Origin of the sequence: Bradyrhizobium sp. CCGB20, from assembly GCF_024199855.1 — a bacterium.
GTDB lineage: Bacteria > Pseudomonadota > Alphaproteobacteria > Rhizobiales > Xanthobacteraceae > Bradyrhizobium.
The window spans coordinates 157,149-182,201 of record NZ_JANADN010000001.1 but is presented as its reverse complement, the minus strand read 5'-3'; the positions used below and the strand labels follow the sequence as shown (position 1 = coordinate 182,201).

General features: G+C 58.2%; 23 protein-coding genes and 1 tRNA gene. 12 read left to right on the top strand and 12 right to left on the bottom strand.

The window, feature by feature from the left end; translation table 11 throughout:
* Nucleotides 1–12: 12 nt before the first annotated feature.
* Nucleotides 13–480: a nuclear transport factor 2 family protein gene (locus tag NLM15_RS00765; protein WP_254114755.1), complete on the top strand. Its 468-nt coding sequence runs from the start codon at nt 13–15 to the stop codon at nt 478–480.
* 11 nt (nt 481–491) lie between these two features.
* Here NLM15_RS00765 and NLM15_RS00760 read toward each other — a convergent pair whose 3' ends face one another.
* The 3 genes from NLM15_RS00760 to NLM15_RS00750 form a co-directional block, all read right to left on the bottom strand.
* Nucleotides 492–1,289 carry an acyl-CoA thioesterase domain-containing protein gene (locus NLM15_RS00760; protein WP_254114754.1) on the bottom strand — a complete coding sequence of 266 codons (798 nt, stop codon included), beginning with the start codon at nt 1,287–1,289 and terminating at the stop codon, nt 492–494.
* Between the two features lie 197 nt (nt 1,290–1,486).
* Nucleotides 1,487–2,662 (bottom strand): tRNA epoxyqueuosine(34) reductase QueG, encoded by a 1,176-nt coding sequence (gene queG / locus NLM15_RS00755; RefSeq protein ID WP_254114753.1) that lies wholly within the window; start codon nt 2,660–2,662, stop codon nt 1,487–1,489.
* Nucleotides 2,611–3,303 (bottom strand): glutathione S-transferase family protein, encoded by a 693-nt coding sequence (locus NLM15_RS00750; RefSeq protein WP_212484983.1) that lies wholly within the window; start codon nt 3,301–3,303, stop codon nt 2,611–2,613. The genes queG and NLM15_RS00750 overlap by 52 nt, the downstream gene beginning before the upstream one ends.
* A 169-nt stretch (nt 3,304–3,472) precedes the next feature.
* On the opposite strand from NLM15_RS00750, the gene NLM15_RS00745 reads away from it, so the two are divergent.
* From NLM15_RS00745 to NLM15_RS00735, 3 genes are all read left to right on the top strand, one after another.
* Nucleotides 3,473–4,279: an undecaprenyl-diphosphate phosphatase gene (locus NLM15_RS00745; RefSeq protein WP_254114752.1), complete on the top strand. Its 807-nt coding sequence runs from the start codon at nt 3,473–3,475 to the stop codon at nt 4,277–4,279.
* Nucleotides 4,280–4,380: 101 nt separating this feature from the next.
* Nucleotides 4,381–5,712, top strand: a complete 1,332-nt coding sequence (locus NLM15_RS00740; RefSeq protein ID WP_254114751.1) for an FAD-binding oxidoreductase — start codon at nt 4,381–4,383, stop codon at nt 5,710–5,712.
* 3 nt (nt 5,713–5,715) lie between these two features.
* Complete coding sequence (locus tag NLM15_RS00735) at nt 5,716–6,456, top strand: SDR family oxidoreductase (RefSeq protein ID WP_254114750.1); 741 nt, start codon at nt 5,716–5,718, stop codon at nt 6,454–6,456.
* A 55-nt stretch (nt 6,457–6,511) separates the two neighbouring features.
* Here NLM15_RS00735 and NLM15_RS00730 read toward each other — a convergent pair whose 3' ends face one another.
* On the bottom strand, nt 6,512–7,477 hold the full coding sequence (locus tag NLM15_RS00730; RefSeq protein WP_254114749.1) for a complex I NDUFA9 subunit family protein: 966 nt from the start codon (nt 7,475–7,477) through the stop codon (nt 6,512–6,514).
* Nucleotides 7,478–7,627: 150 nt separating this feature from the next.
* Here NLM15_RS00730 and NLM15_RS00725 point away from each other — a divergent pair.
* The 3 genes from NLM15_RS00725 to NLM15_RS00715 all read left to right on the top strand — a co-directional run bounded on the left by NLM15_RS00725 (nt 7,628) and on the right by NLM15_RS00715 (nt 9,462).
* Nucleotides 7,628–7,714 (top strand) — tRNA-Leu (locus NLM15_RS00725).
* Nucleotides 7,715–7,801: 87 nt separating this feature from the next.
* Nucleotides 7,802–9,004: a phage integrase SAM-like domain-containing protein gene (locus NLM15_RS00720; RefSeq protein ID WP_254114748.1), complete on the top strand. Its 1,203-nt coding sequence runs from the start codon at nt 7,802–7,804 to the stop codon at nt 9,002–9,004.
* Nucleotides 9,001–9,462 (top strand): hypothetical protein, encoded by a 462-nt coding sequence (locus NLM15_RS00715; protein WP_254124113.1) that lies wholly within the window; start codon nt 9,001–9,003, stop codon nt 9,460–9,462. The genes NLM15_RS00720 and NLM15_RS00715 overlap by 4 nt, the downstream gene beginning before the upstream one ends.
* Nucleotides 9,463–9,579: 117 nt before the next feature.
* Here NLM15_RS00715 and NLM15_RS00710 read toward each other — a convergent pair whose 3' ends face one another.
* The 5 genes from NLM15_RS00710 to NLM15_RS00690 all read right to left on the bottom strand — a co-directional run bounded on the left by NLM15_RS00710 (nt 9,580) and on the right by NLM15_RS00690 (nt 15,012).
* Nucleotides 9,580–10,713, bottom strand: coding sequence for a nucleotide-binding protein (locus tag NLM15_RS00710; RefSeq protein WP_254114747.1), 1,134 nt, complete (start codon nt 10,711–10,713; stop codon nt 9,580–9,582).
* 576 nt (nt 10,714–11,289) lie between these two features.
* A complete protein-coding gene (locus NLM15_RS00705) occupies nt 11,290–12,579 on the bottom strand; it encodes a hypothetical protein (protein WP_254114746.1) in 1,290 nt (429 codons plus the stop codon).
* A 110-nt stretch (nt 12,580–12,689) separates the two neighbouring features.
* Nucleotides 12,690–13,445, bottom strand: coding sequence for a hypothetical protein (locus NLM15_RS00700; protein ID WP_254114745.1), 756 nt, complete (start codon nt 13,443–13,445; stop codon nt 12,690–12,692).
* Entirely contained in the window at nt 13,445–13,969 is a 525-nt protein-coding gene (locus tag NLM15_RS00695) for an RNase H family protein (RefSeq protein WP_254114744.1), read from the bottom strand. Before NLM15_RS00695 ends, NLM15_RS00700 begins: the two co-directional genes overlap by 1 nt.
* 170 nt (nt 13,970–14,139) lie before the next feature.
* A complete protein-coding gene (locus NLM15_RS00690; RefSeq protein ID WP_254114743.1) occupies nt 14,140–15,012 on the bottom strand; it encodes a hypothetical protein in 873 nt (290 codons plus the stop codon).
* A gap of 124 nt (nt 15,013–15,136) precedes the next feature.
* On the opposite strand from NLM15_RS00690, the gene NLM15_RS00685 reads away from it, so the two are divergent.
* From NLM15_RS00685 to NLM15_RS00665, 5 genes are all read left to right on the top strand, one after another.
* Nucleotides 15,137–15,421 (top strand): recombinase family protein, encoded by a 285-nt coding sequence (locus tag NLM15_RS00685; RefSeq protein ID WP_254114742.1) that lies wholly within the window; start codon nt 15,137–15,139, stop codon nt 15,419–15,421.
* A 16-nt stretch (nt 15,422–15,437) separates the two neighbouring features.
* Entirely contained in the window at nt 15,438–15,857 is a 420-nt protein-coding gene (locus tag NLM15_RS00680) for a recombinase family protein (RefSeq protein WP_254114741.1), read from the top strand.
* Nucleotides 15,858–16,713: 856 nt separating this feature from the next.
* Nucleotides 16,714–17,625, top strand: coding sequence for a nucleotidyltransferase domain-containing protein (locus tag NLM15_RS00675; protein WP_254114740.1), 912 nt, complete (start codon nt 16,714–16,716; stop codon nt 17,623–17,625).
* A 9-nt stretch (nt 17,626–17,634) separates the two neighbouring features.
* Complete coding sequence (locus tag NLM15_RS00670; RefSeq protein WP_254114739.1) at nt 17,635–19,434, top strand: metallophosphoesterase; 1,800 nt, start codon at nt 17,635–17,637, stop codon at nt 19,432–19,434.
* A 107-nt stretch (nt 19,435–19,541) separates the two neighbouring features.
* Nucleotides 19,542–20,438 (top strand): hypothetical protein, encoded by an 897-nt coding sequence (locus NLM15_RS00665; RefSeq protein ID WP_254114738.1) that lies wholly within the window; start codon nt 19,542–19,544, stop codon nt 20,436–20,438.
* Between the two features lie 651 nt (nt 20,439–21,089).
* Here the strand turns inward: NLM15_RS00665 and NLM15_RS00660 are convergent.
* The 3 genes from NLM15_RS00660 to NLM15_RS00650 all read right to left on the bottom strand — a co-directional run bounded on the left by NLM15_RS00660 (nt 21,090) and on the right by NLM15_RS00650 (nt 25,051).
* On the bottom strand, nt 21,090–22,493 hold the full coding sequence (locus NLM15_RS00660) for a hypothetical protein (protein WP_254114737.1): 1,404 nt from the start codon (nt 22,491–22,493) through the stop codon (nt 21,090–21,092).
* A gap of 547 nt (nt 22,494–23,040) precedes the next feature.
* Nucleotides 23,041–24,024, bottom strand: coding sequence for a patatin-like phospholipase family protein (locus NLM15_RS00655; RefSeq protein ID WP_254114736.1), 984 nt, complete (start codon nt 24,022–24,024; stop codon nt 23,041–23,043).
* A gap of 1 nt (nt 24,025) precedes the next feature.
* The gene (locus tag NLM15_RS00650; protein ID WP_254114735.1) at nt 24,026–25,051 is read right to left on the bottom strand and encodes a thiamine-monophosphate kinase; all 1,026 of its coding nucleotides are present in this window, start codon (nt 25,049–25,051) and stop codon (nt 24,026–24,028) included.
* Nucleotides 25,052–25,053: the final 2 nt, after the last annotated feature.

Here is a 25,053-nt window from a genome sequence, read left to right as displayed (position 1 = left end):
GGAGAAACACCAATGACCACCACCGCCATGCTGCGCGCCTTCTGCGACGCGGTCGAGCAACGCAACGGCCGAGCGTTCGCCGAGCTGTTCACCGAGGACGGTGTCTATCACGACGTGTTCTACGGCGCCTTCGAAGGCCGCTCCAAAATCGCGGCGATGGTCGACGACTGGTTCTATCGCACGGCGACCGATTTTCGCTGGGACATGCACGACCCCGTCACTGACGGCACCACGCTCTATGCGCGCTACACCTTCAGCTATCGCTCGACCCTGCCGGAAGCGAACGGCGCGCGCGCGATGTTCGAGGGCGTCGCAATCATGACGCTGCGCGACGGCAGGATCGTCAGCTATCACGAGGTCGCCAACACCGCGCCGGCGTTTGTCGATTTGAAGTTCGCGCCGGAGCGGATCGCGAAGATCGTCGGCAAGCAGGGCGCGGAGCTCAAGGCGCGGCCGGAGATGAAGCGGCATTTGAGCTGACGGCAGAGCCCTTACGGTGGCGGTGGCTTCGCCATCGGCTTGCGCTGCGCCAGCGCCGCGACCGTGGCGGTGCCGATCGGGCCCTGCTCGTCATAGAGCCAGCATTCGCCGATCGCGACACCGTCGGTGGCCTGGTGATTCACCACGTCGAAGCCGATCCACTTCGTCACCGGCAGGCGGTGCAGATAGATCGTGACGTCGCTGTTGATGTAGCCGAGCCCCTTGTCGCCGGCGTTCGCGAAGGGACTGGCGAAATCGGCACCGACAGCAACATGCACGAACGGCGTCATCGGCACACCCGCCACCAGCTCGCGCACCTCGCTCATCCAGAGTTTTCGCGGACCGAGCGAGCCCATATGGCCGACAATGGGGCGCGTCGTCCATTTGCCGTTCATGCCGAGCCTGGGATCGGTCGGCTTCGGGATGTCTGATGGCTTCGGCACGTCCCAGTTCGGCGGCGACCAGACGTTGCCTTCGGGGTTTTGCGTCCGCCGCAGCAGCTGGCACGAGGCGCGCGCCATGCTGACGCCGCCTGAGAAGAATTCGGCCTCGACCACGCGGATGCGCATTCCGTCGCGCACCAGCCGCGTCGTCACCTCGATCGGCTTGTCGATGGTCGGCAGCCGAAACATGTCGACCGTGAGCCGTGCAGGTACGAATTCGGGACCGGAATGGCGCTCCTCGATGGCGAAGCCGAGCAGGCCGATGATGACGCGCCCGTGCAGCGATTTCGGATCCCAGGGACCGTTGGCCACTTCCGTCGGATGGAATGTATCGCCGTCGCGGGTGAAGAAAGGCATGTTTGTCATGGCGCGCGACTTTGCGGGAACGCGCGGGGAAATCAAGGGCGGTGCTCCGCGTGGTCATGTGTGGCGCATGTTTCCCCACATTCCGCTGTCATCGCCCGACTTGATCGGGCGATCCAGTATCCAGAGGCGGTAGTGATTGAGTCGATAGGCCGCGGCGTACTGGATGCCCCGGTCAAGCCGGGGCATGACACCGAGAGTTAGGAAGCGGCTTGCCACTCCTCGCGCACGCTCGCGTCGTGCTCGTGGGCAATCGCGTTTGCGCCAAGCGCCGCAAACTCTTCCCGCGCCACCAATTGCCCCAGCGCCCACACCGCGGCTCCACGCACCAGCGGGCTTGCATCCTCCAACAATCGCCGCGCCTCTTCCGCCAGCGTCCCGTCTCCGGAGTTGCCGATCGCGATCAGCACGTTCCGCAAAAAGCGATCGCGCCCGATGCGCTTGACCGGCGATTTCGTGAACAGCGCGCGAAACGCGGTGTCGTCGAGCCGCGACAACTCGGCAAGCGTCGGCGCGCGCAACTCGTCGCGCGCGGCCAGCTTCGCCTCGCGCCCCTCTTGCGCGAACTTGTTCCATGGACACGCGGCGAGGCAATCGTCGCAACCATAGATGCGGTTGCCGATCGCCTTGCGAAATTCGCGCGGGATCGGCCCCTTGTTCTCGATGGTCAGATACGAGATGCAGCGCCGTGCATCGAGCTTGTACGGCGCGGGAAACGCGGCGGTCGGGCAGATGTCGAGGCACGCCTGGCACGAGCCGCAATGATCGATCTCCGCGTCGTCGCGCGGCAGATCGAGCGTGGTGTAGATCGCGCCGAGAAACAGCCAGGAGCCGAACTCGCGCGTGACGAGATTGGTGTGCTTGCCCTGCCAGCCCAGATGCGCGGCTTGCGCGAGCGGCTTCTCCATCACCGCCGCGGTGTCGACGAACACCTTCACGTCCGATGGCGCGGTCGCGACCAGCCAGCGCGCCAGTGCCTTCAGGCGCTTCTTGATGATGTCGTGATAGTCGTCGCCCTGCGCATAGACCGAGATCGCCGCGCGCGTGCGCTGCTGCAGGATCGCGAGCGGATCCCGGTCGGGCCCGTAATTGACGCCGAGCATGATGACGCTGCGCACGTCCTGCCACAGCCCGCGCGGATCGACCCGGCGCTCCGGGCTTGCGGCGAGCCAGTCCATGTCGCCATGCCCGCCCGCGGCGATGAATTCGAGGAAATGCTTTCCGGCATTCTCGATCGTGCCGGGCTCGGTGATGCCGATGCAGTCGAAGCCGAGCGCCTTCGCCTCGTGCGCCAGCGCCGTCTTCAGTTCAGTCGGGTCGGAGTTCAGAAGTCGAGGTCCACGTAGGTCCGCGATGCCGGCACGCCGGCCAGCCATTCGCTCAGCAGCGGGCGGAACGACGGGCGGGATTTCACCCGCGCGTACCACGCCTTTGCTGCGTCGTCCTCGCTCCATGGCACGTCGCCCAGATAGTCGATCGCCGAGAGATGCGCTGCGGCGGCGAGATCCGCATAAGTGAGCCGGTCGCCGGCGAGGAAGTTACGCGTCTGCGCCAGCCAGCCGATATAGGCCAGATGATAGCGCACGTTTGCCTTGGCGGCTCGCATCACGTCGGCCGAGGGCGCGCCGCCGCCGTTCTCCTCGCTCATGAAGCGCTTGTAGATGCGTTCGGTGACGAGAGGATGCGAGACCTCCTCGAAGAACTTTTCGTTGAACCAGGCCATCAGCCGGCGCACCTCGACGCGCTCGGCGACCGTCTCCGGCATCAGGCGCTTCGGTCCCATCTCGGCGCCATAGGCCTCGTCGACATATTCGGCGATGATGGCCCCGCCCGGTATGGGCGGCTGCTCGTCGTCCACCAGGACAGGCGTGGTGCCGGCCGCATTGAGCAGCAGAAACGCCTCGCGCCGCTCCCAGCTGCGCTCCTCGACCAGCTTCAGGTCGAGCCCGTATTCGCCCGCGATCAGACGAATGAAGCGCGAATGCGGGCAGAACGGATGATGAAACAGCGTAAACATGAAGCCTTTGACTATTTGATGGTGCTTAAGAATCCATCAATGTTTGTGCGGCGCCACACTAGTCCTTCAAAACCGCGAGGCAAGAGCGTGATGCCGCATTTTGCGATTGCGAGAGAAGGGCGAATAGGCGAGAAGAGCCCCGCTTTTCCAGCGGAAATGGACCGTAAATATGTCAGATGCAATACGGGCAGTGATCCTCGGCATCATCGAGGGTGTGACCGAGTTCCTTCCCGTGTCCTCGACCGGCCACCTTCTGCTCGCGGAGCGCTTCTTCCATCTCGGCGAAGGCGCGTTCTGGGATTCGTTTACCGTATTGATCCAGCTCGGCGCGATCCTCGCGATCGTCGTGCTGTACTTCAAGAAATTGTGGGACGTCGCGATCGGCATGTTCACGGGCGACGCCTATGCGCGCCGCTTCGTGATCGGCGTGCTGGTGGCGTTCCTGCCCGCCGTGATCGTCGGCCTCGTCGCCGGCAAATACATCAAGAGCTTGCTGTTCAATCCGTGGGTGGTGTGCTTCTCGCTGATCGTCGGCGGCGCCATCCTGTTGTGGGTCGATCGGCTCGATCTCAAGGCGCGCGAGCATGACGCCACCAAGTTTCCGCTGATGATGTATCTCTATATCGGCATCGCGCAGTGCGTCGCCATGATCCCGGGCGTGTCGCGCTCCGGCGCCAGCATCGTCGCCGCGATGTTTTTGGGCGCCGACAAGCGCGCGGCGGCGGAGTTCTCGTTCTTCCTCGCCATCCCCACCATGATCGGCGCGTTCGCCTACGACTTCTACAAGAACCGCTCCGAGATGACGATGGACCACATGGGCGTCGTCGCGATCGGCTTCGTGGTGTCGTTCATCACCGCGATCATCGTGGTGAAGACGTTCCTGGGGTACGTCACCCGCCACGGGTTTGCGGTGTTCGCCTGGTGGCGCGTCATCGTCGGCACGCTCGGCCTGATCGCGCTGGCGCTCGGTCGTTAACTTTTCGATAACCAGCTAACGCGCCTCAACGCAATATAAGCTTTTGATGGGTAGGCAGTTTCCAGAGCAGGGCGGTGCGCGCCCCGCACAGGAGCTGAACCATGACCCTCGTCAGCGGCTGGGGGCGTTTCCCGGTCGTCGATAGCGATGTGCTGCGCCCGCGCTCGTTCGAGGCGGTGGGTGAGGCCGTCGCCGGGGTGACCGGCTCGGTGGCGCGGGGCAACGGCCGGGCCTATGGCGATGCCGCGATCGGCGCCGTCAGGACGATCGGGATGACAGGGTTCGACCGGGTCAGGTCGTTCGACCCGGCGACCGGGTGTCTCCGTCTCGAAGCCGGTGTGCTGCTGTCGGATCTGATCGACACGTTTGGCCCGCGCGGCTTCCTGCCTTTCGTCGTTCCCGGTACGCGGTTCGTGTCGATCGGCGGCGCCATCGCCGCGGATGTGCACGGCAAGAACCATCATGGCGAGGGCGGCTTCGGCCGCTATGTCGACAGTATTTTGCTGCGCACCGGGCAGGGCGAGACCATCGAAATCTCGCGCGAGCGGAATTCGGATGCGTTCTTCGCGACCGTCGGCGGCATGGGCCTCACCGGCGTGATCCTGGAAGCGACGATGCGGCTGCGCACCGTCGAGACCGGGTGGATCCGCGAGCGGGTGATCTCCGCGTCCGATCTCGACGCTGCGATGCGCGCGCTCGAGGCGAGCGATTCCGCGACCTATTCGGTGGCCTGGATCGACTGCGCGGCGCGCGGGCGTGATCTCGGCCGCTCGCTGATCTATCTCGGCGAGCACGCCGGCAGAGACGAGCTTGCCGACGGCGCCGATGCATTTCCCGCCGGCAAGGACCCCGGCCTCGCGGTGCCCATCGATCTGCCGTCGATGACGCTGAACCGCTACAGCATCCGCGCCTTCAACGAGCTCTACTACCGCATGGGCGCGCGGCGCGCCGGCGGCAACCATGTGGTCTCGCTCTATCCGTATTTCTTCCCGCTCGACAGCATCGGCGGTTGGAATCGCATCTACGGAAGGCGCGGCTTCCTCCAGCATCAATGCGTGATCCCGGAAGCTGGCGCGCGCGCCGTGCTCGGCGAGATCCTCGACCGCGTTGCCCGGCGCGGCGATGCCTCCTTTCTCGCGGTCCTCAAAAAGCTCGGCCAGGGCGACGGCATCCTGTCGTTCCCCCTGCCCGGCTACACGCTGGCGCTGGATTTCCCGGTGAAGGGCGACATCCTGAATTTCCTCGACGAGATCGACCGCCTGGTCGTCGCCGCCGGCGGCCGGCTTTATCTCGCCAAGGATGCGCGTCAGTCGCGAGCTACGTTCGAGGCCGGCTATCCCGCTCTGTCGCGCTTCAAGGCGATCCGCAAATCGCTCGATCCCCACGGGGCCATCCGCTCAAAACTTTCACAACGCCTGTTCGATGAGGTTTAAGCCGTGACGTCACGCAAGACCGTTTTGGTGCTCGGTGGCTCCTCCGATATCGGCCGCGCCGCCGCGCGCGCCTTCGCCAAGGCAGGGTACGATGTCGGCCTCGCGGGCCGCGACGTCGCCGCGCTGGAGCCTGACGCAGCCGATCTGCGCGCGCGCTCCAATGTCGGGGTCGGCCTCCATAAGTTCGATGTGCTCGACACCGCGTCGTTCGATAGCTTTGTCAGCGGCCTTCCGGCGTTGCCCGATGTCGTGATCTCGATCGTTGGTCTGCTCGGTGTGCAGCAAAGCGCCGAGAGCGACCTGGCGCATGCCACCACGATCATGCGCTCGAACTACGAGGGTCCGTCGCTGATCCTCGGCCTGTTCGCGGAAAAATTTTTAGGCCGGGGCAATGGCACGATCGTCGGCGTCTCGTCCGTTGCCGGCGATCGCGGCCGCGCTTCGAACTATGTCTACGGCTCGGCCAAGGCCGGCTTCTCTGCGTTCCTGTCCGGCCTGCGCGCGCGTGCGAGCCGCGGCGGCGTCCACGTCGTCACGGTGAAGCCCGGCTTCGTCCGCACGAAAATGACGGAAGGCATGAAGCTGATCGGCCCGCTCACCGTCGAAGCGCCTGTCGTCGGCGATGCGATCCTTCGGGCCGTCGAGAGCAAGACCGACGTCGTCTATGTCAGCGGCAAGTGGCGCCTCGTGATGCTGATCATCAAGACGCTGCCGGAGGCGGTGTTCAAGAAGCTGAAGTTCTAGCCGCAGAGGCGGTCTGCTACCTCTCCCCGCAAGCGGGGCGAGGTAAAGAAAGGCCTCACACGCTCATGCGCTGGAACTGCCCGGCGGAGCGGAAACGCCAGAGATATTGCGGGGCGATCGCCTCCAGCGAATCGGCCGATATGCCGAGGCCTTCCAGCGTCAGCCCTGCGGCCTTGGCCGCGTCCGACACGACATTGTCGCGCGCGAGCAGCGTGACCTGGTCCGGCGTCAGCTTGAACGCGCCCGGGGCGAATTGCAGGAAATTAGCCTGGAACCGGGCGAGGCCGAACGGCAGCGGCACCAGCATCCGCTTGCGGTCGGTGATCGCGAGGATGGCCTCGATGATCTCGCGCATGGTCAGCACTTCCGGCCCGCCGAGCTCGTAGGTCGCGCCCGCCTTGGCCTTGCCATCGACGGCGTCCGCGATCGCGGTGGCGACGTCGCCGACATAGACCGGCTGCATCCGGGTACTCTCGCCGATCAGCGGCAGCACCGGCGACATCCGCGCCAGCGCGGCGAAACGGTTGGTGAACTGGTCCTCGGGGCCGAACATCACGGAGGGGCGGAAGATCGTGGCCGACGGCACCGCGGCCAATACCGCGGCTTCGCCGGCCGCCTTGGCCCTGGCATAGCGCGAGGGCGATTCGGCGTCGGCGCCGATCGCGGAGACATGCACCAGGCGGCTACCGGCGGCCGCGGCCGCCCTGGCGACGGTTTCGGCACCCTTGGCCTGGACGGCGTCGAAGCTCTGGGCGCCGCCCTCGGCGAGGATGCCCACCAGATTGATCACGACATGCGAATCACGCAGCGCCGCCTCGACCGAGGCCGGATAGCGCAGGTTGGACTGCACGATGTGGACCTGCCCGACCCGCCCCGAGGGCTGGAGGTATCCGGCCAGTTCCGGCCGCCGCACCGCGACCCGGACCCGGTAATCCCGCCGGCACAGCGCGCGGACGACATTCCGGCCCAAAAACCCCGATCCGCCGAAAACCGTGACGAGAGTTTCCAGATTCGATGCCATGGGAGCCAATCCTGCAGGAAGAGTGCGTGTTATCAGGCTTGTATCGGTCCGGTTTGCGATGCGCAATCCGCATCCCCACGCACCCTCCAAGCATCATTTGACAACCGCGTCACCGAACCGTAGTAACCGCCTCCGTGCCCCAAACGGCATGCCCAGGTGGTGGAATTGGTAGACGCGCTGGCTTCAGGTGCCAGTGGCTTAACGGCCGTGAAGGTTCGAGTCCTTTCCTGGGCACCATTGATTCTGGATATTGAACAAATCCAGATAGATAAGCCCGATCAGAGTGTTGCGTTGACCCCGACTGTGTAACAATGGGGTGTAACATTGCTGTTCAGGGTTGTTCGGCCGATGCGCCGGGTTGGGTCTCGTTTTCCGCTTTTCGTGCAGCGCATTCCGGCTGACGTCCGGCCCAAAGCGGTCGGCATCGAACTGGCGATTCCGCTCGGTGATGGCTTCGTCTTCGTGACGCTTAGCGAGGGTGCTCAGGCCGTCCGGTTCTCCCTTCGCACCACGGAACCTAGCGAGGTCAAGACGCGTCAGGCGCTCGCTGCGGCCTATCTGGAAACCGTCTGGGCGGCACTCCGCAACGACGCTCCCGTGCATCTGACCCACCGGCAGGCGACGGCCTTGGCGGGCGAACTCTATCGCGTCTGGGCGGACAGCGAGAACCGCGCCCGGAGTGTCGCCATGGTCCACACGCCCGGAGTCGGCTGGGCGCCCGACACGGAGAGCCACGAGGAGCAGGAAGCTCACTGGGCCGCCGTAACGGTGATGTGGGAGAGGATCGGCGGAGAGGGTGAGGCCAAGAAACTAGAGAAGGCGCTCGGGCCCATCGTGGACCGCCTCTTGCTGACCAAGGGTATCCGCCGTGTGGATAGCGAATCACGCGCTCTCTTGCTCACCGCCTTTTGGATGGCGCTGCGTGACGCGTTCGCGAGCCGCCAACGGAACGCTGGGGGAGACTATTCGCTCGACCCCAAGGCCGCTCGCTTTCCCGAGTGGCAGGCTCCGGCAGACGGGCCGAAGGAAAAGGCAAAGCGCGGCGCCTCCAAGAATTCTCTCACCGGGCTGGTCGAGGATTGGTGGAAGGAAGCTAAGCGAGCCGGCCGCAAGCAGAGCACCTATGAGAGCTATCGCAACTCAATGGCGCGTCTCGTGAAATTCCTGAAGCACGACACGGCAAGCCGGGTGACGCCCGAAGACATCGTTCGCTTTAAGGACTATCGCGTGCAGAGCGGCGTGCGCCCGAAGACCGTAAAGGATAGCGACCTCGCGGGAATGAAGACGGTGTTTGGATGGGCAGTGGTCAATCGTCGGCTGCCCAGCAATCCGGCCGAAGGGATCACCATCAAGGTCGGCAAGTCGCGCAAGCTCCGATCTAAGGGGTTCTATGATTCGGAGGCTATCGCCATCCTGAAGCACGCCCGCGAGTTCGTGCCCGGGCGTGAGGCGCTCCGAAGCTGGCCGCGGCCAAGCGGTGGGTGCCGTTACTGTGTGCCTTTACGGGTGGCCGCGTGGGCGAGATGATTCAGATCCGCAAGGAGGACCTGCGGCGCGAAGGCAAGCTCTGGGTGCTGCACGTGACGCCCGAAGCGGGGCCGGTGAAGACGGATGAAGCTCGTGATGTCGTGCTCCATCGGCAAATCTTCGAGGAAGGCTTCTTGGCGTTCTTTGAAAAGTCCAAGGGCGGCTATCTCTTCATTGATCCCAAGGCCGGTGAGCTAGGGGTGCGCAATGCGGTGAAAACGGTGCGCAACAAGGTCAATGCGTTCGTGCGCGAGGTGGTAAAAGATAAGAACGTTGATCCAAGCCACGGCTGGCGGCATCGCTTCAAGACGGTTGGCATTGAGCAGGGCGTTGAGACGCGCGTTCTAGATGCCATTCAGGGGCATGCGCCGCGCAATGTCTCAGAGGGCTACGGAGACGTGACCATCAAGGCGAAAGCAAGCGCTATAGCAAAGTTTCCGAGCATCGGCGTTGAATAGGCCTGGCGAGCCGCACACTCTAGGCTCTGATCAGAAGTGGCGGTTCAGCCAATTGACCTCTGATCATCGCCTCAAGAGCCACTGAAGTGTTGCAGTGGCGGCAGCCACATAGCTTGACTAGCGCCGTGTGCGCCCTTTCTTGCTCGACTTGACCTTTTTTGCCGGCGCTTTCGTCGCACGGAGCTTAGATTTACCTCTGAGGGGCTTCTCTGTCGCCAAGTTGAGTAACTTTCGGTCCTCTGCCCTTTGCGCGAGATACTCGTTCCACGCGGCTTCATTTGTCTTACGAATGTTTACATCGATGTATGCAGTTCGTAGACGGTTGAGAATAGTATCGAGTGCTGCCTTCATTTCATATCGGGCTGCATTGATTTTGTCCCACACAGCCTTTCGGTCAGGCGGCAACGGCATGTCACCGGGGTTGGTAAATATGTGTGCGTGTCCGCCCCTGAGTTCATGGTATTGCCCACTGTGGGAAATTGCCGTCGTCCAAGCCCGCAACAGACGCCTGACAGCCTCGTCCAAAGCCTTGTCGTAAAGGCTGAACAAGCTGTTGACGACGACACCTTTGAAATTTTCATAGAACCAGAATGAGCGATCTACGATCATGTGAGGCAGTTCGTCGATTAGCTGATCGAGCGTGGGTAGATGGAGCGAGTTCATCAACCACCTCATATTCTCCACATCGTGATCGTGCTCGATCTTCTCGCGACTCTGGCCGCGCAGCTGTTCCGGTTTCTTAGGATTTTTCGCGATGACGGCGCCGATTGCGTGCTTCAGAAATTCAGCAAGCGCAGCTTTCTTGTCTTTCGGATCGGATTCCTCAAGATGATAGTCGCTGATTCGATTCTGAATGAAGTCGAATGGAACGTCATTTGGGAAATCACCAATCGCCTTGTTGAACAGGAGTATGACCCTTTCCCAACCAAGCATTGCGACAGCGTAGCCTAGCTCGTAACTAACGTTTGGGTTGGGGCAAGGGCGCTTCGCGCCACGGGGCGTAATTGTCGTGATATCCGCAACAAAGACGTCGGCGGCCTCGATCTTCTCCAAAATCTTTAACGCGATATTCGGACTGCCAGACGTGTCGCGTGTGGCCTCATCTCGCACTATCTTGAGTTCTGGCTGCGTCTTGTTCAGTAGCTTGAATGCCTTATCCAAACTACTCCGGATCGCATTGAGATTGGTCGTCGCCGGCGAGTCGCTCTGCCAAGAATAAAATACCCTGAACGATGTCTCCTGCTTTGTCACCTATTAGCCCCCAATTGTCTGGCACGTAGCCCAATTTCCATTCCGTCCGGTAGATTTCCGATCACATCGCACACCTGGTTATGGGTCAAGGCTGTCTCCAAGGCACTGTTTGGCCACTTCGAATAGGCAAGTGCGACTGATCGTGGCGGCAAACATCCTCTCACCTTCTCTTCCTATGGGCCTCTAAAGTGGTCATGCTGGCGTCACGCAGGTGTAGGGATGATCTCTCCCTCTCCGCTGTGACCCCGTTGTGGTGATGGCGCCTGATGACAATGCCGGCCTACTCGGAGGTGTGCCCCTCAGAGGACAGCGTGTGGGTGCAAGGCTCCTTGTCGTCACGGTTCGGCATGATGGTGGCTGCCGCGAGTCGTCTCGTTAGGGTTGCACGTGGTCTGTAGGGATCATGCTGACGGTCTCGTCCTCTGCCCAGGGGGGCTCCATTGAGTAGTCCTCTGAGGATAGGGGGGATTGACCACCCCTCACCACTAAGGCTCGCCAATAAGCAGCACCCTAAGGCCGCCCCCCTCTCAGCTTCCCCTCCTTCCATTAGCGGAGGCGTAAGCGCCTAAGTAATTGTTATAACTCGCCAAAATCGACTGAAACAATCGCGCAGCGGGACCCCGTGCGGTGCGTAAATTCGTCCTGCATGGCCTTCCTGGCTGTCTCCGCATGGGAGCGAGCCACGAGGACGGCATCGTGCAGCGGCAGCGCGGTAATCCGTTGCTTGAACAAGTGCGAGACCGCCCTGATGAGGATATCGCTTTCGGTCCGCATCAACTCGTACCCGAGGGCCTTTCCGAAGAGGTGAGCGATCGGGGCGTGTTTACGCTCCAGCATTTCGATGGCGTCGCGAAGCTTGGTCCCTTGGGGAAAATGCTCACGCGCGTCCTTCGGCCAATTCCGGAGGCTGCCGTCTGCGAACAGCATGGCGTTGAGCAGCACCTTCCAGGCGTCGCGCCCGGTCTTGTCGCCTGCTACATCGTAAATATCGTCATCTGGCTGCTCAGCCTGTGCTCGGACATACGCTAGCCGGGGAAAGAGCTGCCCGTAGTCCACATCAGCGATCCGCTCGCCATCCAGTCGGATGCATTCAAAGCGTTCGGCACGCGGCATCGACATCCAGAACCCGCCGGCCAAGCGTCCGCCATCTCGCCAACGACCATTGTTGAAGATGCGTCTCAATGATCGCCGGTGAAGTACGACAAGATTGCCGTCCTCTCCGAGGCGAACGCCCGTTCCACGGTCAATGATCTCAATGGTCCCATCCTGGACGTACTCGTTGATGCAATTTACCTCGCGTCGCATGCGCTTTGTTTTGGCGGTGTCCTGATAGTCAATGGGGATGGACCGATCGTCGTCATCCCTGCTGGTCTTGAGGATAAGGACTTCCGGCTCATCGAGTCGTGTGAGCGCATTCTCGCTGAATCCTGCGACCGGCAGAAATTCGGCAATCCGTTTGATTGGAATTACAAGTGATGAAGCTTTAGCTTTCCCCGAGAATCGATAGCCTGTGCGTACCTTTCGCAGCACTCCGACGTTTGCCATGACATCGATGCTATCGAGGAAGTGCTGGCCATAAACCGGATTGGCGTAGCGGCCCCGGGCCCACATCGAAGCGTGCGCTCTTGGAACGGCGAGGGCCACATCATCGTCCATCCGAGTCATAAGCATCAGATTGCAGGCGAGCGCCTCAATGCCGGCGAAGAACTTCTCCCGCGCCGCATCGTTACGGGCTCTTTGTCTCAGGCCCTCCAAAAGCTCAAAGTCGGAGAGGCGCTTGGCGAACTCCTTAATGGCCCCGCTAAGCTCTGTTGATCTCGCCCGGTATTGGGGATCGAACCAAAGCGGTCGGAATTGCTTTGTCATTGTCTGGCGTGTCCGACTTGCGTCCGCTGCGCGAAGTGACCGGCCTCAGTGCTCAACATGCGCGTACCATCTCCGTGGCACCTGATCTCTCGCAAGAGGGAGGGCACAAATCATCGCACGGGGACAGCGGCGGCGGCACATCGCGGGTGCTGGCCATAGCGCTTCTTCTTGAGGGCGAGAACTCCGGGGAGATGCTTCTCGACAACCCACTCGCAGTGCTCTTCCACCGCGCGGCCCATGATGCGCAGGACCTGTCCAGACGACCTGGGGAAGGCGTGGAGTTCGGACACCTTTCTGAGGCGGCCTCTCTCGTCGGGAAGCTCCCAAACGCGATGGTAGCCGCTCGCAAGGCGATGTAGGGCCTTTGCGATCTGCACCGTGCGAAACTCCTTTGTCCGGTGCGAGCCGGGGTCTTCCTCGATTAGCGCGGTGATGGCCAGCACGATGGCGACAAATCGCTCCGGCTTGACGCCTGCAACACGAAGCCGCGCCAAAGCGATCCGCGCCCGTCTACGGGGAGACATGCCGCGCAACCGGGTGGCGATCTCCGTTGGGCCTGCTTCTTCGAGGAGCAGCGCGATGGCGCTAAGGGCTGCCTTGATGAACCGATCGGATTCGGCTCTTGGCCGGACATATGAGGTTGCGGCGGCGAGGTATGGCTTTAGTTCGGCGGCGCTGTATGTCCCGTGCCAGTGCGATCCGTGCCGGGCTTTGTGCTCGACATGCTTGCGGCAATGAAAGGCGGCAAGGCCAGCTCCAGCCGCTCCCATCGTGGAGTTGCGACAACCAGGTATCGCGCAACGGCCTGCAAACGCAATCTTGGATATCCTTGTCTTGAACCATCTTTCGCCGGTCAGCCCGCGCATCAGTTTCTATCCCTGCAGGCTCCTTTTGCTCTTTCGTTCAGCTGACGCCGAAGCTCAGTGCAATGTTCCTTCTTCCAACTCCGCGCAAAGACTTCGAGATGGCGATTGTCTAGAAGCTCCAAGTAACGGTCCCAAATGTCGGGATTTGCAACTGGCTCGTTGTGACTGTTGCGCCAGCCGTGAGCTTTCCAATTGCGTGCATGCTTGACGCCATCGGTGATATACGTGCCCGGCGCATAGACAAGGCAAAACGATCCAGCGCCTACCGTTTCCAAAGCTCCGACCAGGGCTGCAACCAGCCCACGTTTCTCATCGCTACTTTCGGTTCGGCTGTGCTTAGCTTCGCTGTCCTCGACTATCGTTCCGTCCATTGTTCGAATTTGCCAGACACATGCGGATGGCCCTGATTGGTCTTCGTTTTGGAGATCAGAAGAATCCAGAAAGATAACGTAGTCAGCAGTGGATAAGAAAGCTTCGTTTCTCGGTAAGGGAAGTGCAGGCGTGCTCTGCGACGCGGCTTTCACGTTGGTGGCTCCTGATTAGCTTTTTGACACCGCCAAAAGCAGCGGCAAGTGTCATTTGAACTCTTCAGGGCGCGGTGCAAGTCGTAACGTGCGATCAGGACAAGCGATGCTCCTCCCTTTCGCAGCCCCCACATTCATCGGACAACCCCGAAGTACAGGCCAACAATGCACTATTTGTCTGATCGCTTTTTGGTGTTGGAGGAAACGTGTGCCCCAACATTGCGCCATGGATTGTCACCGCGGTCCCCCGACCAGGCTTCGATTTCACGAGTGCGAGACATTAAATCAGACACGAGCTGAACGTTGGACCAGTCCCAAAGGCGGCTTAGAGGCGCCCTCTCGTTGGCGATAGCCTTCTGATCTCGATTGATGCGACGGGATAGAAAGCGGCGTGCTCGTTGAGCGTTGATTGCTTCCATTTCAGCCGGAATTCGACTGGAGCGGCACCAGTTGATCAAGTCTTCAACGGTTCTGCGGTATTTGGCACGGGTGGCCGCAGAGTACGATTCGGAGCGCAGCCAATTCTCTGCACTTGCAGCTATAGATGTCGTTCGGCCCGAAGCCAGGTTGAAAAACCGCATTGCGCGGGCGTTGCCTATTTTATCCTCAAGCTCGTATGCCCGATCGACCAAGGCATCGAACTCGGAGTACCCTTGTTCGAGGTCAAGCGCGTGTAGCTCTTCCGCATTGATTGGTTGACCGGACGCGGGCAATCCACGTGCGGTTAGTGGATTGTCTTCGGGGGGGATGTTTTTTCGCCAACGTTGCGCCTCCGATAGTAGCCCCGGCGGAGTTCGATCTCGACGCGCGAGTCTCCTGAACCGTCTTTGCATCCGGTCAATAAAAGCTTGAGCAGCTGGGGCTGCTTCTCTGGGATCATCGGTTCGGAGGTTTTCGTAGACGAACTTCTTAAATCGAGTGCCGGACTCGTCGATCGGGAAGTGAAAACGGAGCTGCTCGGGGATGCGCAGTTTTGCTCTGTAATGGTTGCCGTGCCACTCAGTGTACGGCGGTGGCTTTCCTGTTCTGCGCGTGGGGGGCATTTGAGTTTCGATTGTTCTGAAGGTGGCGGGCGCCCAGTTTGGGAGCGAGTCAAGGTGACGCAGTAGTCAATTCTATTCTAGAGCCTCAAAATACAAAATCGCGGTTTTGTATGGAGCAGCTGGCATGAAGATCGTGGCTTATAGGCGCGTTTCGACGCAGAAGCAGGGCAGAAGCGGTCTGGGTCTGGAAGCTCAGGAAGCAGCCATTCAGGAATTCGCTCAGAGCCGGGGTGGACGGATCATCCGGGAATACACCGAGGTGGAGAGCGGCAAGGCCAACGAGCGGCCCCAGCTTGCGGCAGCGCTGCACCACGCAAAGGTCACTGGCGCTACGGTGGTGATCGCCAAATTAGACCGTCTCTCTCGCTCAGCATCAATTCACCCTCACTCTGAGAGACAGCGGTGTTAAGTTTGTTTGCTGTGACATGCCGGAAGCTAATGACCTCACAATCGGTGTGCTGGCGGTGGTCGCGCAAGCGGAGGCTCAGGCTATCTCAAGACGTACGACGGACGCGCTCAAGGTAGCCCGCAAGCGTGTAGCAGAAACCGGCCAGAAGGCGCACCGCAAGGTCAAGCGTCTTGGTAATCCTAACGGAGCAGCGGCGCTGAGGCGAGCGGGGAAGGGCAACGCAGCGGCCATCGCGACGGTATCAGCAAACGCAGTCCAACGCGCCCGTGACCTCGCGGAGGTGGTGAACGATATACGAGCAAGCGGCGCCGTGACGCTGAAAGCCATCGCCAATGAGCTAAATGGCCGCGAGATGATGACGCCGCGCGGTGGCCGTTGGTATCCGTCATCGGTAGCGAATCTTTTGAGGCGCCTGGCTCCGGCGACGGTGCATTAGCTTCCCTTCTCAACGGCCCACTGGAGAGGCCGCGCGATCAGGTGCGCCAGAGGGCTGCCGGGGGAAAATACGAGCGCCGCCGCCGCGAGGTCACCCTTCGCGTGAGTGACCTCAAAACTAGTCAGGGCCGGCGAAAAACTCAGTCAACGAGCGTTGACACCATATTTCCCTCGCGAAACTTCCGGCGAGGGATGGCACGTGAGTCAAATGGACTCGGGTAGCAGCGCCGCCATTGCGCCCGTCGTGAAAGCTGGCCCGATCTAGCGGGCGAGAAGAGTGCGGAGCGTAGCCGCAAGCAGTCCAATTGAGGATCTTTTCAGCAGTAAGCCCCTGTAGAGGGGGAAGGAGGCTGCCGCAGCCCACGAGGTGGCCTCTCAAATCCGGTAACACACCCGAATCATGGCCGGGCTCATCGATCAGACAGAGCAGAGAAGGTGATGATTGATTTGACGGTCAGCCGTAGGGCCATTGAACTGACTAAGATTAGAGCGTCGTTATCACTAGTTCGGCCGAGCAGAAGGGATCATGGGATATGGCGGCCGGCATCCCCGCACCTCAGGAGCGGCGAGATGCAATTTGTTGCTAAAGAGCATCTCAAGAAAGGGCCCCTCTTGTCGATCCCAAGCCTCGATCACTTGCCGTACACACGCCTTGAACTTCGCAAGAGCATTGAAGCGCTGGCCTACCATACAGTCGCGGGCCATTTGGTCGAGACGCTCATGAAGATTAGCAACCCAATAAGTTCATGAAGGGGCTAATTCGGATCGACGCAGGCAGGCAGCCGCCGGATTGTGTATCGTCCGGTCTATCGCTACAGTTGCGACGACCCTGGATGAGCGAGGGAAGGAAGTAACAGATGCGTATGCCTGCCCATCTGGAATCTGAGGCGGATCTCCTCAAGCGTCTAACCGAATATTTGCAGGCGATGTTCGGGAAAGACCTGCTAGCTGTCGCATTGATCGGATCTCGGGCTAATGGATACGCCACGCACAAGTCAGACGTCGATTTGCACGTCGTGCTTAGAGATGGAGCCAAGAAGCGCCAGCTGGGGCTCCGGAGGCAATTGATTCTGACTGCCGAGACCCACATGCTGGCAGTCACAGAGAGCACGCTAGTCAAGGGCGCACTGGACGTGATCAACCAACCAATGGAGAATGTTTGCCTGACGCTTTTCGCTTACAAAGTTATTTTGGGAAGCTCAAAATTCGACGATATAAGCAGGAGCGTTAGAGAAGCCGAGGCGCAGGCGACTAAGCAATGGCTCGCGTTGCAGGGAATACACGGACTTGCCAATGGCGATCAACTTATTGCTGCAACGATCTTACGGAAATTGATGTGGGCTCCTCCGCTCGTCGAACGATGGCAGCGCAAAGTTAGAGAAGTTGGCTTAGATCGAGCATGGAGCGACGCCGCGAAGAATCTGCGGCTGGAGGAGGAGCAGCCAACCACTGCGCATGATCCCGATCCAAGGATCGTCCGCGCCTCGCCCCTGCTCGCGATACGTAATTTGATGACCCTAACATCTCGTCATAACAATTTATCGCGGGATATGAAAGCCGCGGTGAATGGAGTGACCTATGGTCCGATATTTCTCGCTCTAGCTTGTTATGAAGCCATTCAGGTCAAACGCGGACAGCTTAGCGTGCGCGAATACCTCGTCGATCCTCCTCCTGCCGGCATCGCAAAGTGGATACACGATACGGAACAGCTCGGCGGAGTAGCGAGAGCTCGTCGAATACGAAACCAGATCAAAGACTACATTGTATGAGGACTGAACGTGCGCATTCTGCACTTGAGCGATTTGCATGTTGTCGCAAGCAACACACTTACCCTTGTCGATAATTTCAACAAGAAGCTGATCGACCTTCCATTCAAACTTCAGGTTCATCCCGCCACCGAGACAGGCCGGGACCTGTTGTTACAGCACATCAAACACCGCCACGCGGAGCAATTTGATGCAATTGTTGTAACAGGTGATTTGACTGGTTTGGGCGACGATGCTTCGATGGTTCTCGCGGGAGAGTATCTACAGAAGCTTTCTGTCGTCGCTTTGAAGAAGAACACTCCACTTAAAAACGTAATCATCATTCCGGGCAATCACGACGTTTTAGAACTTACCCTAACCGCGTTCATTGATGCAGTAGAAAAGAAGGTCGGCAATGGCGTCAGTTTCCTATTCCGATTGTTAGGCGGTGACGTCTCTAAGATTGTCAGCCACCTGAAAGGGCTCCTGGCGGAGCTTCGGCCGGCGGGGGCATTTGCCCTCGGAAGCGACGAAGTAGATAGCTTCCGTGATTACATCCGAGCTTCGTTCAATATGAAGCTATCGACCTTTACGACACCAGAGCTGCTTGGGCCTACAAGTCTCAAGATCTCCGGCAGGGCCTTTGATCGGCAACCAGTGCAGGTTCGATTCTCTCTGATTAATACGCTTACTTTCCTTCCTTTTCTGTTCTCAGCGGGAACGATAAGTGAGCTTGATGCAGCAAACTTAGTTCATGATCTAGATCGAACAGAGGACTCCGTCGCCATCGCGTTAACGCACCAGGGTCTTCTGGCGCTTCCAAAACTCTTTCATAGCGGCGGTAGCAGTTCTCATGACATTGCTTTGATATTCGAGCATTCACTTGCGTCTCTAGTGAACGGCTACAACCTTGCTCGCGTACTGCAAACGAACCGGGTGGAAGTGCATCTCCACGGACATGAGCACCATCACACCGCATCCAGCTTCGACTTCGAACTCAGCAAACCCGGCGCTCTATTTTCGTTCGGCGCACCGACGGCGGGACAAATCGAGGGAGCTGAATTCGGCTTCAATATGCTTCAATTCGAGGCCGCGGATGTAGTTAAAGTGCAATCGCATCTATACAATAATATGAAGGCGGCTTTCGAGCCCGCTACGCCTCAGTTCGTGAAGCTGCGCGATCATGCCCCAGAGCGTCTGACGAGGATCGCAAGAGGAGAGTTGTATCGCATCTTTTATAGTTCCACTGAACACCTGATGGCGTCAAAGATGAGCCAAGAGGCATACACTTCTGCTTGCGATGATCTGTTCGATAATTCTTCTAATTCTCTGCTATATTTTGGGGTTCGACTGAAAAGCGTTAGACGAGCAATTATCAAATGTCTCTATGATGGAGATAAAGACCGCCAAAATCGATTTAAGAAGCGGCTCAAGCTAGGTGTAAATTTCTTAGTTACGGCATCCACATCACTGTACGATGCGAAAGGTGCAGGCGAAGAAGAGATGAAGGAGGAATGGCGCGACTTTTTTAAAGAGGTTGGAGAAAATCTCAGCATGAATGCCGAGGAGCTATCCAGGCGCATTCAAGTAAGAACGACGGTCGCGCCACTATCCCATGCAGGGATCGTCGAATATTCGAAACGCGGTGCAACTGGCGCGCGATTTCATCGGGCGCTCGTGCAGACGGTGATGTTTCAGCGGATGTTGGATAGTGAGCTTTACTTCGAGGTTCGGGAGAATGTTACGAACGGCTTCTTGAGCTACTATGCAGGAACTGTTTTTAATCTTTGGAACCGCAAGTCCGAAAAGCTTGACCTCACAAAGCTGGATTGAGGCCCTCACGCGCTTTGTTCGTAGGACCTTGTAGGGGGCCCCTCGTTGTCGGCGGACATATTCCGATCAACGCGATAGAGTAAGGAGCTCGACGCTCCGATAAGATGATGACCGAAGACTATTTTAGCAACATTGAAGACACGAATGCGCGGCAGCGTGCCGCGAAGAATTTCACCTATAACGAACTCGTCCTACGTGCTCCACCCATTTCAATCGGCTCAAAGTTATCTCGGGTGGTTGACATCGCAGATTCGATACTCGGTCAGACTTTCGTAGATCGAATGATCAGATGGTTTGCTGGTCCGATCCTCCAACGAGGAACGTCTCTCCATGATATCCCGAGCTCGTACGCCATAGTTCATAATGATTTGTTTGACGCCTCGATGTTGTCGAGGAAGCGTAAGCTGGCGGCGGGACACTACGTTGGCGAATTTGAAGGTTTCCGCTTGGGGCTAATGGCATGCCGACGAGGCGCCCTAGAGGCATTAATTCAGGCTGATGCGCTTGGACGGATGGGAGTGAGGAAGATTTTTTTCATGGGTACCTGCTTGCGGATCGCACCCAGGGCCGACCTACCTGCAGTGATAGTTCCAAGTACCTATAGCTCTGAATGGGGAAGTGAAGAGCCTCTCTTGCCGGCGGCGGCAACGAGTGCCCGGCTTTCTACGCAATTGCTCGCAGATCTTGGAGAGGACGGAATTTTAGCGAAGTCAGGTCCCGTGTATATTGCCCACAAGTTTCTTCTGGAGGAAACCCCGCGTCTTCTTCTCGCTTTGGCCGATGCCAAAATTTCGGCCGTCGAGATGGAGGGCCTTGGTTTTATTTCGGGATTAGCGAAGTACGATGGAGAATTCGCTGCCGCTCTCATCGGGCTTGATCAATTTTGGCCTGGAGACGACAATCATTTCTTAAATGTCGAGTTAACTAGCTATGTAGCTGCCGGACGAATCTCCAAGAGAGTTCTACGTGCCGGCTTAAGTTCGCTAGCTAAGGCTTCTCTCTGAAGCCGAGCAAATTCTCGACGGCCGATCAGTACATTGTCTGTGTGCGGCCACTCGCGATAATTCCAGCGATCGGGAACGCCGGCTACTTCTGCTATCATCTTTCGGAAGAATTGTGATGCTGGGCTGCTTGGCGTCGACCAAATAGCTCGCTCGCCCGAAGCCACTAAGTAGTAGTCGCGCTCTCCCGGAATGTTCGCCCATGGGTCCGAAGCGTCGGCGTCAATCCAGCGGTCATCTCCGTTCTGAGCCAATACTTGATTTATAAGATCGTAGTTCAGCATGACTAAGTGCAAATGGGCTTGATCGGTACTGCAGCTCACGGAGGAATCTGTCGTCGCTCCTCCATGCTCAAAATACACAGGCATGAGACTCTCTGCGAAACGACTGCCTATCCCACGCGCCAGCTCCAAGAGCTCCATTCGCAGCCCCTGTCGAAGCTGCCTAAATGACAACGTACGTACTCGAGGTACAACGAGATACCAATACGGCACGATTGCACCAAGTGATGGAACGACTGCTGCGCGAGAATGGCTCCACAAATCGTGATCGCACGCTGGATCTGGTCCTAAAGACTTTCCTTGAATGACCCATTCGAAGCGCCGGGGCGTCACGAGGCAGTCTGACTTTTCCTCAGTAACAATAGACATAGATCTACCCAATTTGTGGCTTGAGTCCTCGACGGACCACATATGGCACCTCGGCATTGTTTAGCAACTCACACACGTGGCTAGTCAATCCAACCGCGCGGGCCAGCCGTACCCCGCACCCGCGGATCTTAGCATAGTTTATAACTTCTTGAAGTTCAGCTAACCCTGCAATCGGATCGTAGTCGATGTATTCTTCATTGGGCACTTCGGGGCTAATCGCTTCGCGACGTTCGCCTATGATCTGATTGATCTGCACGACCCAAGCTCGATCTCCATCGAAAACCCATTCCAGACGGCTGCGGCCAAACATTGAGGACACTTCCTCCGCAAGGCAAGCGACGCTACGTTGCACAGTGATCGGGAGAGTTTCTGGAGCACAAAGACCAAGCATGTACTGCTCCCCTGTGCCCGCAATTCCCTCAATTAACGGTGATTGTTCTCCACAGAATGCAGCGCCAGAAAATTTCGCGTCTACATGTTGCTGTTCGAGGCAGGATCGGATTTCGGTCCCGAGTGGATCAATGCCGAGCATCCAATTTGTCGGATCAGCTCTCCCTCTTATAGTCGGGTAAAGTCCCGGACGCCTTAGGCTCGGACAAGATCTCATCCAGAATTCAGACGTTCCTGTATTTTCTCCGAAGGTGATACCCTCAGGAGGAGTCCAGCGCTCGATTGCATTTGTAGAATCTGCGGCTACGAATGGATGTAGCCATCCTATCGATTTAGGGACACGCAGACCGAGAGAACTTGCTAGAAGCTGCCCATAAAGCTTGTCGCCTATCCATTCGCTAAATAGGTTAGGCCAACTTATAATCGGCTTGAGGCGACTGGGATTGGCGAGCCGATACACGTCCCACACGATCATGCGACGTCCCATATGACCAACATCATATGGATGAATGCTGAATTCGACCCTCAAGCCCGGTTCGAATTTAGACAGCTCAACGTGGTCTCCATACATAGAGCGTAGAAGCCTCTCTCCCACTGCGCTTGGCAGTTGAGGAAATCCTCCATCTACTTGATCTACAAATCTCGGCGTTACTCCCATCAGAAACTCTACGGTGCTACCCGCCAGTACGCCCGATACGCCACCGTCACCTAGCTTCAAAACTTCACTAGCTATCGCATATCCCCCACTGACCATCTTACCTTTACTGATCTGCAGAGCCTCATCGACGCTCTCAATGTCTCTAACTATCACCGCGCCGGTTGAGGTGCCCGGGTGGAAGAACCTTAAGTTAATAAGATTGCTGTTCGACGCCCGAAAAAGGGCGGCCAATACTTGAGAAAGGTCATCGCTCGCGCGACCCTCGATATGTCGCGAAGCAAGCTTTACGAACCGGACTTCGGAAAACTCGTCAAAGCTAACGAACTGTGCGATATTACATGATGACGAAATGTCGATCATTCTTGCATCGCGCGAAGTCTCTTTCCGAAATTCCCCAGCGTCTAACGGAGGCGTGCCCATCAATTATGTCCGTCCAAACCTTCCAATGAATCCACGGAGCCCGACTCAGTGGCGCCCCGCACATAGCGTAAGTCCCTCAACTAAGAGTAGGGCCTGAAACATAATTCAACAAGCTGCATTGGCCGATCAGGTCAAGTAGGCAGGTCAGTGTCGAGCCGTTCTCAATCAATGTTTGGCTACGCTCCACGCTCACCTATTCAGAACGATCTATCCAAAGCTTGTTGCCGCTGTTGTTAGTCTAGCAGGAATCGTCTGCCAAAGGTGTAAGCGAGAAACGGCTCTGAGAGCATCGCGGACGGTTATCATGCTGCCTTTGGCGGGGGAGAAATATAGGGAGACCAGGGCGCCCTACACTGTGGTGAGGAGCGGTCAGCGAGGCAGGGGAGAGGCAATAAGCGGCTTCTACGAGGTCACCTCGAAAAAACTCTATGATATATCGATCGGTCTCGCAGAATGCGTCCGCCGCTATATAGCTATCCGCCGATTGCTAACTTAGCAGGTTTCTAAAGCGTCCAATGCGCAACCTAGCTTCCTGCTCTGCAAGGGGCTTTAGCTTTGCAATTGCGGTCTCAACATCATCCAAACCAATCGGTTGACCTAGTTGAACGTTGATCCTCAACATTCTTTCGCCGCTGAAGTTGGAATCATCAAGCAAAGTACCAACTGTCTCGTCCGCCAATTCACTCTGAGTCGCGAACATCATATCCATAGCTGGCGCCAGCATTCTGGCGCGTCGCATATTGTCAAAGCTGATTGGAAGTTCGCCAGAAGGTACCTCGCCATTGCCCACGCTGACGACGCGCATATCCTCGAAGGATACGCCCCAGCACCTTCTTGCGGTCATAACGGCCTGTAGGACTGGATTGTTCGACCACAGTCCGCCGTCAACGTATGTTCTTTCTTCAACTCGAATCTTTTGATCCGCCGTTCGCCCTTTCGGTTGATGGGCAGGGAAGAACAATGGTGCGGCTGCACTAGCGAGAGCTACATCTGCGGCAAACAACTCGCCATCTCTTTGCCCCGAAAACTCGCCGCAACGTTCAAGGACTGTGAAGGCTCTGATGCCGTACCTGTTCAAAGTGGTTGCCGGAACGAGAACAGGAGGCACGCAGTCTTTAAGTTGCATCTGCATGCCATTCGCGTCAGTGAACACCTTTTCCAATAGGTCTCGGAGCGGCTCCTTACGGTAGAGCGACCCTCTGCGTCCGTAGGAAACTAAGCTTTGACGGGCAAGGCGTTGCTTAGGAGGAAATATCTTCGATCCGTTCCTCTCAAACAATTCGACGATGTCTTTAAGATCGACATTTAGGGCGATGCCTAGCGCGATTATCGCCCCCGTTGAAGTGCCGGCGATCAGATCGAAATGGTCGCGAAGAGGCCTACCCAAATTCGACGCAATCTCCCGCAGAAAGACTGCCTGGAATATGCCGCGGATGCCCCCGCCACTTAATGTTAAAATTCGTGTCGGCATTCTATATTTTTGTAAGAGTAGTTTCGCGTAAGAGCCGCACGTATTCGCCAATGCCCTTCGACATCCAAGAGTCTCGCGCAAACCTTTCGGACTCGACTCTTGGCGCGGAGAAAAATTCGGTCCCCCGCCTCAACACCAAGCCCTCACCGCTTGCTAGCCGTCCGATTCTCTGAACTGACACGCCGATGCTTGCGCCTGCCTCTACGATCTCCTGCTCGCAAGCAGGGTCGGCACATGCGATAACGTTCCAGTCGCCCCAGCCCAGCCAGTATCGCCACGCTTCGGTATGCTCAGGCGGAGACAGATCCGGCACAGTCAGGCTGTCTAAATCAAGCTCGACTTTGAGAGAATTCTTGGCTGCAAGCTCCGCGAGTGACGGGAGTAGCCCGTCGCTATTGTCCATCGCAGCTCTGATCAGGCCCCGCTCTGCTAGCCTGTACATAATCGAAATTTGCGAACGCGGCTTAAAGACGGGAGAATTATCTTTCGTCGGCATCACTCCGTTATCGAGAATTCGAAGTGCATCACGCCAAAAGAGACCGCCGCTGCCGATACTTAGAACGAGATCGCCGGGCTGAGCTCCGATGCGCTTCAATGGAGAATAGCCCTGGCAGATGCCAAGAGCCGTTCCGACGGCTGCAAACTTGGTCGCCTCTCGGAGGTTGCCGCCGACGTATGGAATTCGCGCATCCTCGCACCCAGCCTTAACGCCTGCGAGGAGGCGTTCAAAAGATTCTATGGTGCGGGACGATTCGCACTCGATTGCTGCAAGGAATCCTAAAGGTCGAGCGCCCGCTGCAGCTAAATCCGATACGTTTATCGTGACGAGCAGCCAACCGGCCCAGAAAGGATCATTGTCTAGTCCAATTCCGGCTGCTGCAGGGGGCGGGACAGGGTCGGTAGTCGCGAGGAGAAACCCACCTTCGATTGGCAGAGATGCGCAGTCGTCGCCAGCTCCAGATGCAAACCGAGGAATTATGTCTCGCAGGATCTGCCGCTCTCCGAGATCAAGAAGTGTGGTCTCCATGG

What these genes read in the sequence shown, in the direction of transcription:
- NLM15_RS00765 (WP_254114755.1), top strand. Translation starts at nt 13, where the DNA reads ATGACCACCACCGCCATGCTGCGCGCCTTCTGCGACGCGGTCGAGCAA.
- NLM15_RS00760 (WP_254114754.1), bottom strand. Translation starts at nt 1,289, where the DNA reads ATGACAAACATGCCTTTCTTCACCCGCGACGGCGATACATTCCATCCG.
- queG (WP_254114753.1), bottom strand. Translation starts at nt 2,662, where the DNA reads ATGGCTGGCCGGCGTGCCGGCATCGCGGACCTACGTGGACCTCGACTT.
- NLM15_RS00750 (WP_212484983.1), bottom strand. Translation starts at nt 3,303, where the DNA reads ATGTTTACGCTGTTTCATCATCCGTTCTGCCCGCATTCGCGCTTCATT.
- NLM15_RS00745 (WP_254114752.1), top strand. Translation starts at nt 3,473, where the DNA reads ATGTCAGATGCAATACGGGCAGTGATCCTCGGCATCATCGAGGGTGTG.
- NLM15_RS00740 (WP_254114751.1), top strand. Translation starts at nt 4,381, where the DNA reads ATGACCCTCGTCAGCGGCTGGGGGCGTTTCCCGGTCGTCGATAGCGAT.
- NLM15_RS00730 (WP_254114749.1), bottom strand. Translation starts at nt 7,477, where the DNA reads ATGGCATCGAATCTGGAAACTCTCGTCACGGTTTTCGGCGGATCGGGG.
- NLM15_RS00715 (WP_254124113.1), top strand. Translation starts at nt 9,001, where the DNA reads ATGATTCAGATCCGCAAGGAGGACCTGCGGCGCGAAGGCAAGCTCTGG.
- NLM15_RS00705 (WP_254114746.1), bottom strand. Translation starts at nt 12,579, where the DNA reads ATGACAAAGCAATTCCGACCGCTTTGGTTCGATCCCCAATACCGGGCG.
- NLM15_RS00700 (WP_254114745.1), bottom strand. Translation starts at nt 13,445, where the DNA reads ATGCGCGGGCTGACCGGCGAAAGATGGTTCAAGACAAGGATATCCAAG.
- NLM15_RS00690 (WP_254114743.1), bottom strand. Translation starts at nt 15,012, where the DNA reads ATGCCCCCCACGCGCAGAACAGGAAAGCCACCGCCGTACACTGAGTGG.
- NLM15_RS00685 (WP_254114742.1), top strand. Translation starts at nt 15,137, where the DNA reads ATGAAGATCGTGGCTTATAGGCGCGTTTCGACGCAGAAGCAGGGCAGA.
- NLM15_RS00680 (WP_254114741.1), top strand. Translation starts at nt 15,438, where the DNA reads ATGCCGGAAGCTAATGACCTCACAATCGGTGTGCTGGCGGTGGTCGCG.
- NLM15_RS00675 (WP_254114740.1), top strand. Translation starts at nt 16,714, where the DNA reads ATGCGTATGCCTGCCCATCTGGAATCTGAGGCGGATCTCCTCAAGCGT.
- NLM15_RS00665 (WP_254114738.1), top strand. Translation starts at nt 19,542, where the DNA reads ATGACCGAAGACTATTTTAGCAACATTGAAGACACGAATGCGCGGCAG.
- NLM15_RS00660 (WP_254114737.1), bottom strand. Translation starts at nt 22,493, where the DNA reads ATGATCGACATTTCGTCATCATGTAATATCGCACAGTTCGTTAGCTTT.
- NLM15_RS00655 (WP_254114736.1), bottom strand. Translation starts at nt 24,024, where the DNA reads ATGCCGACACGAATTTTAACATTAAGTGGCGGGGGCATCCGCGGCATA.
- NLM15_RS00650 (WP_254114735.1), bottom strand. Translation starts at nt 25,051, where the DNA reads ATGGAGACCACACTTCTTGATCTCGGAGAGCGGCAGATCCTGCGAGAC.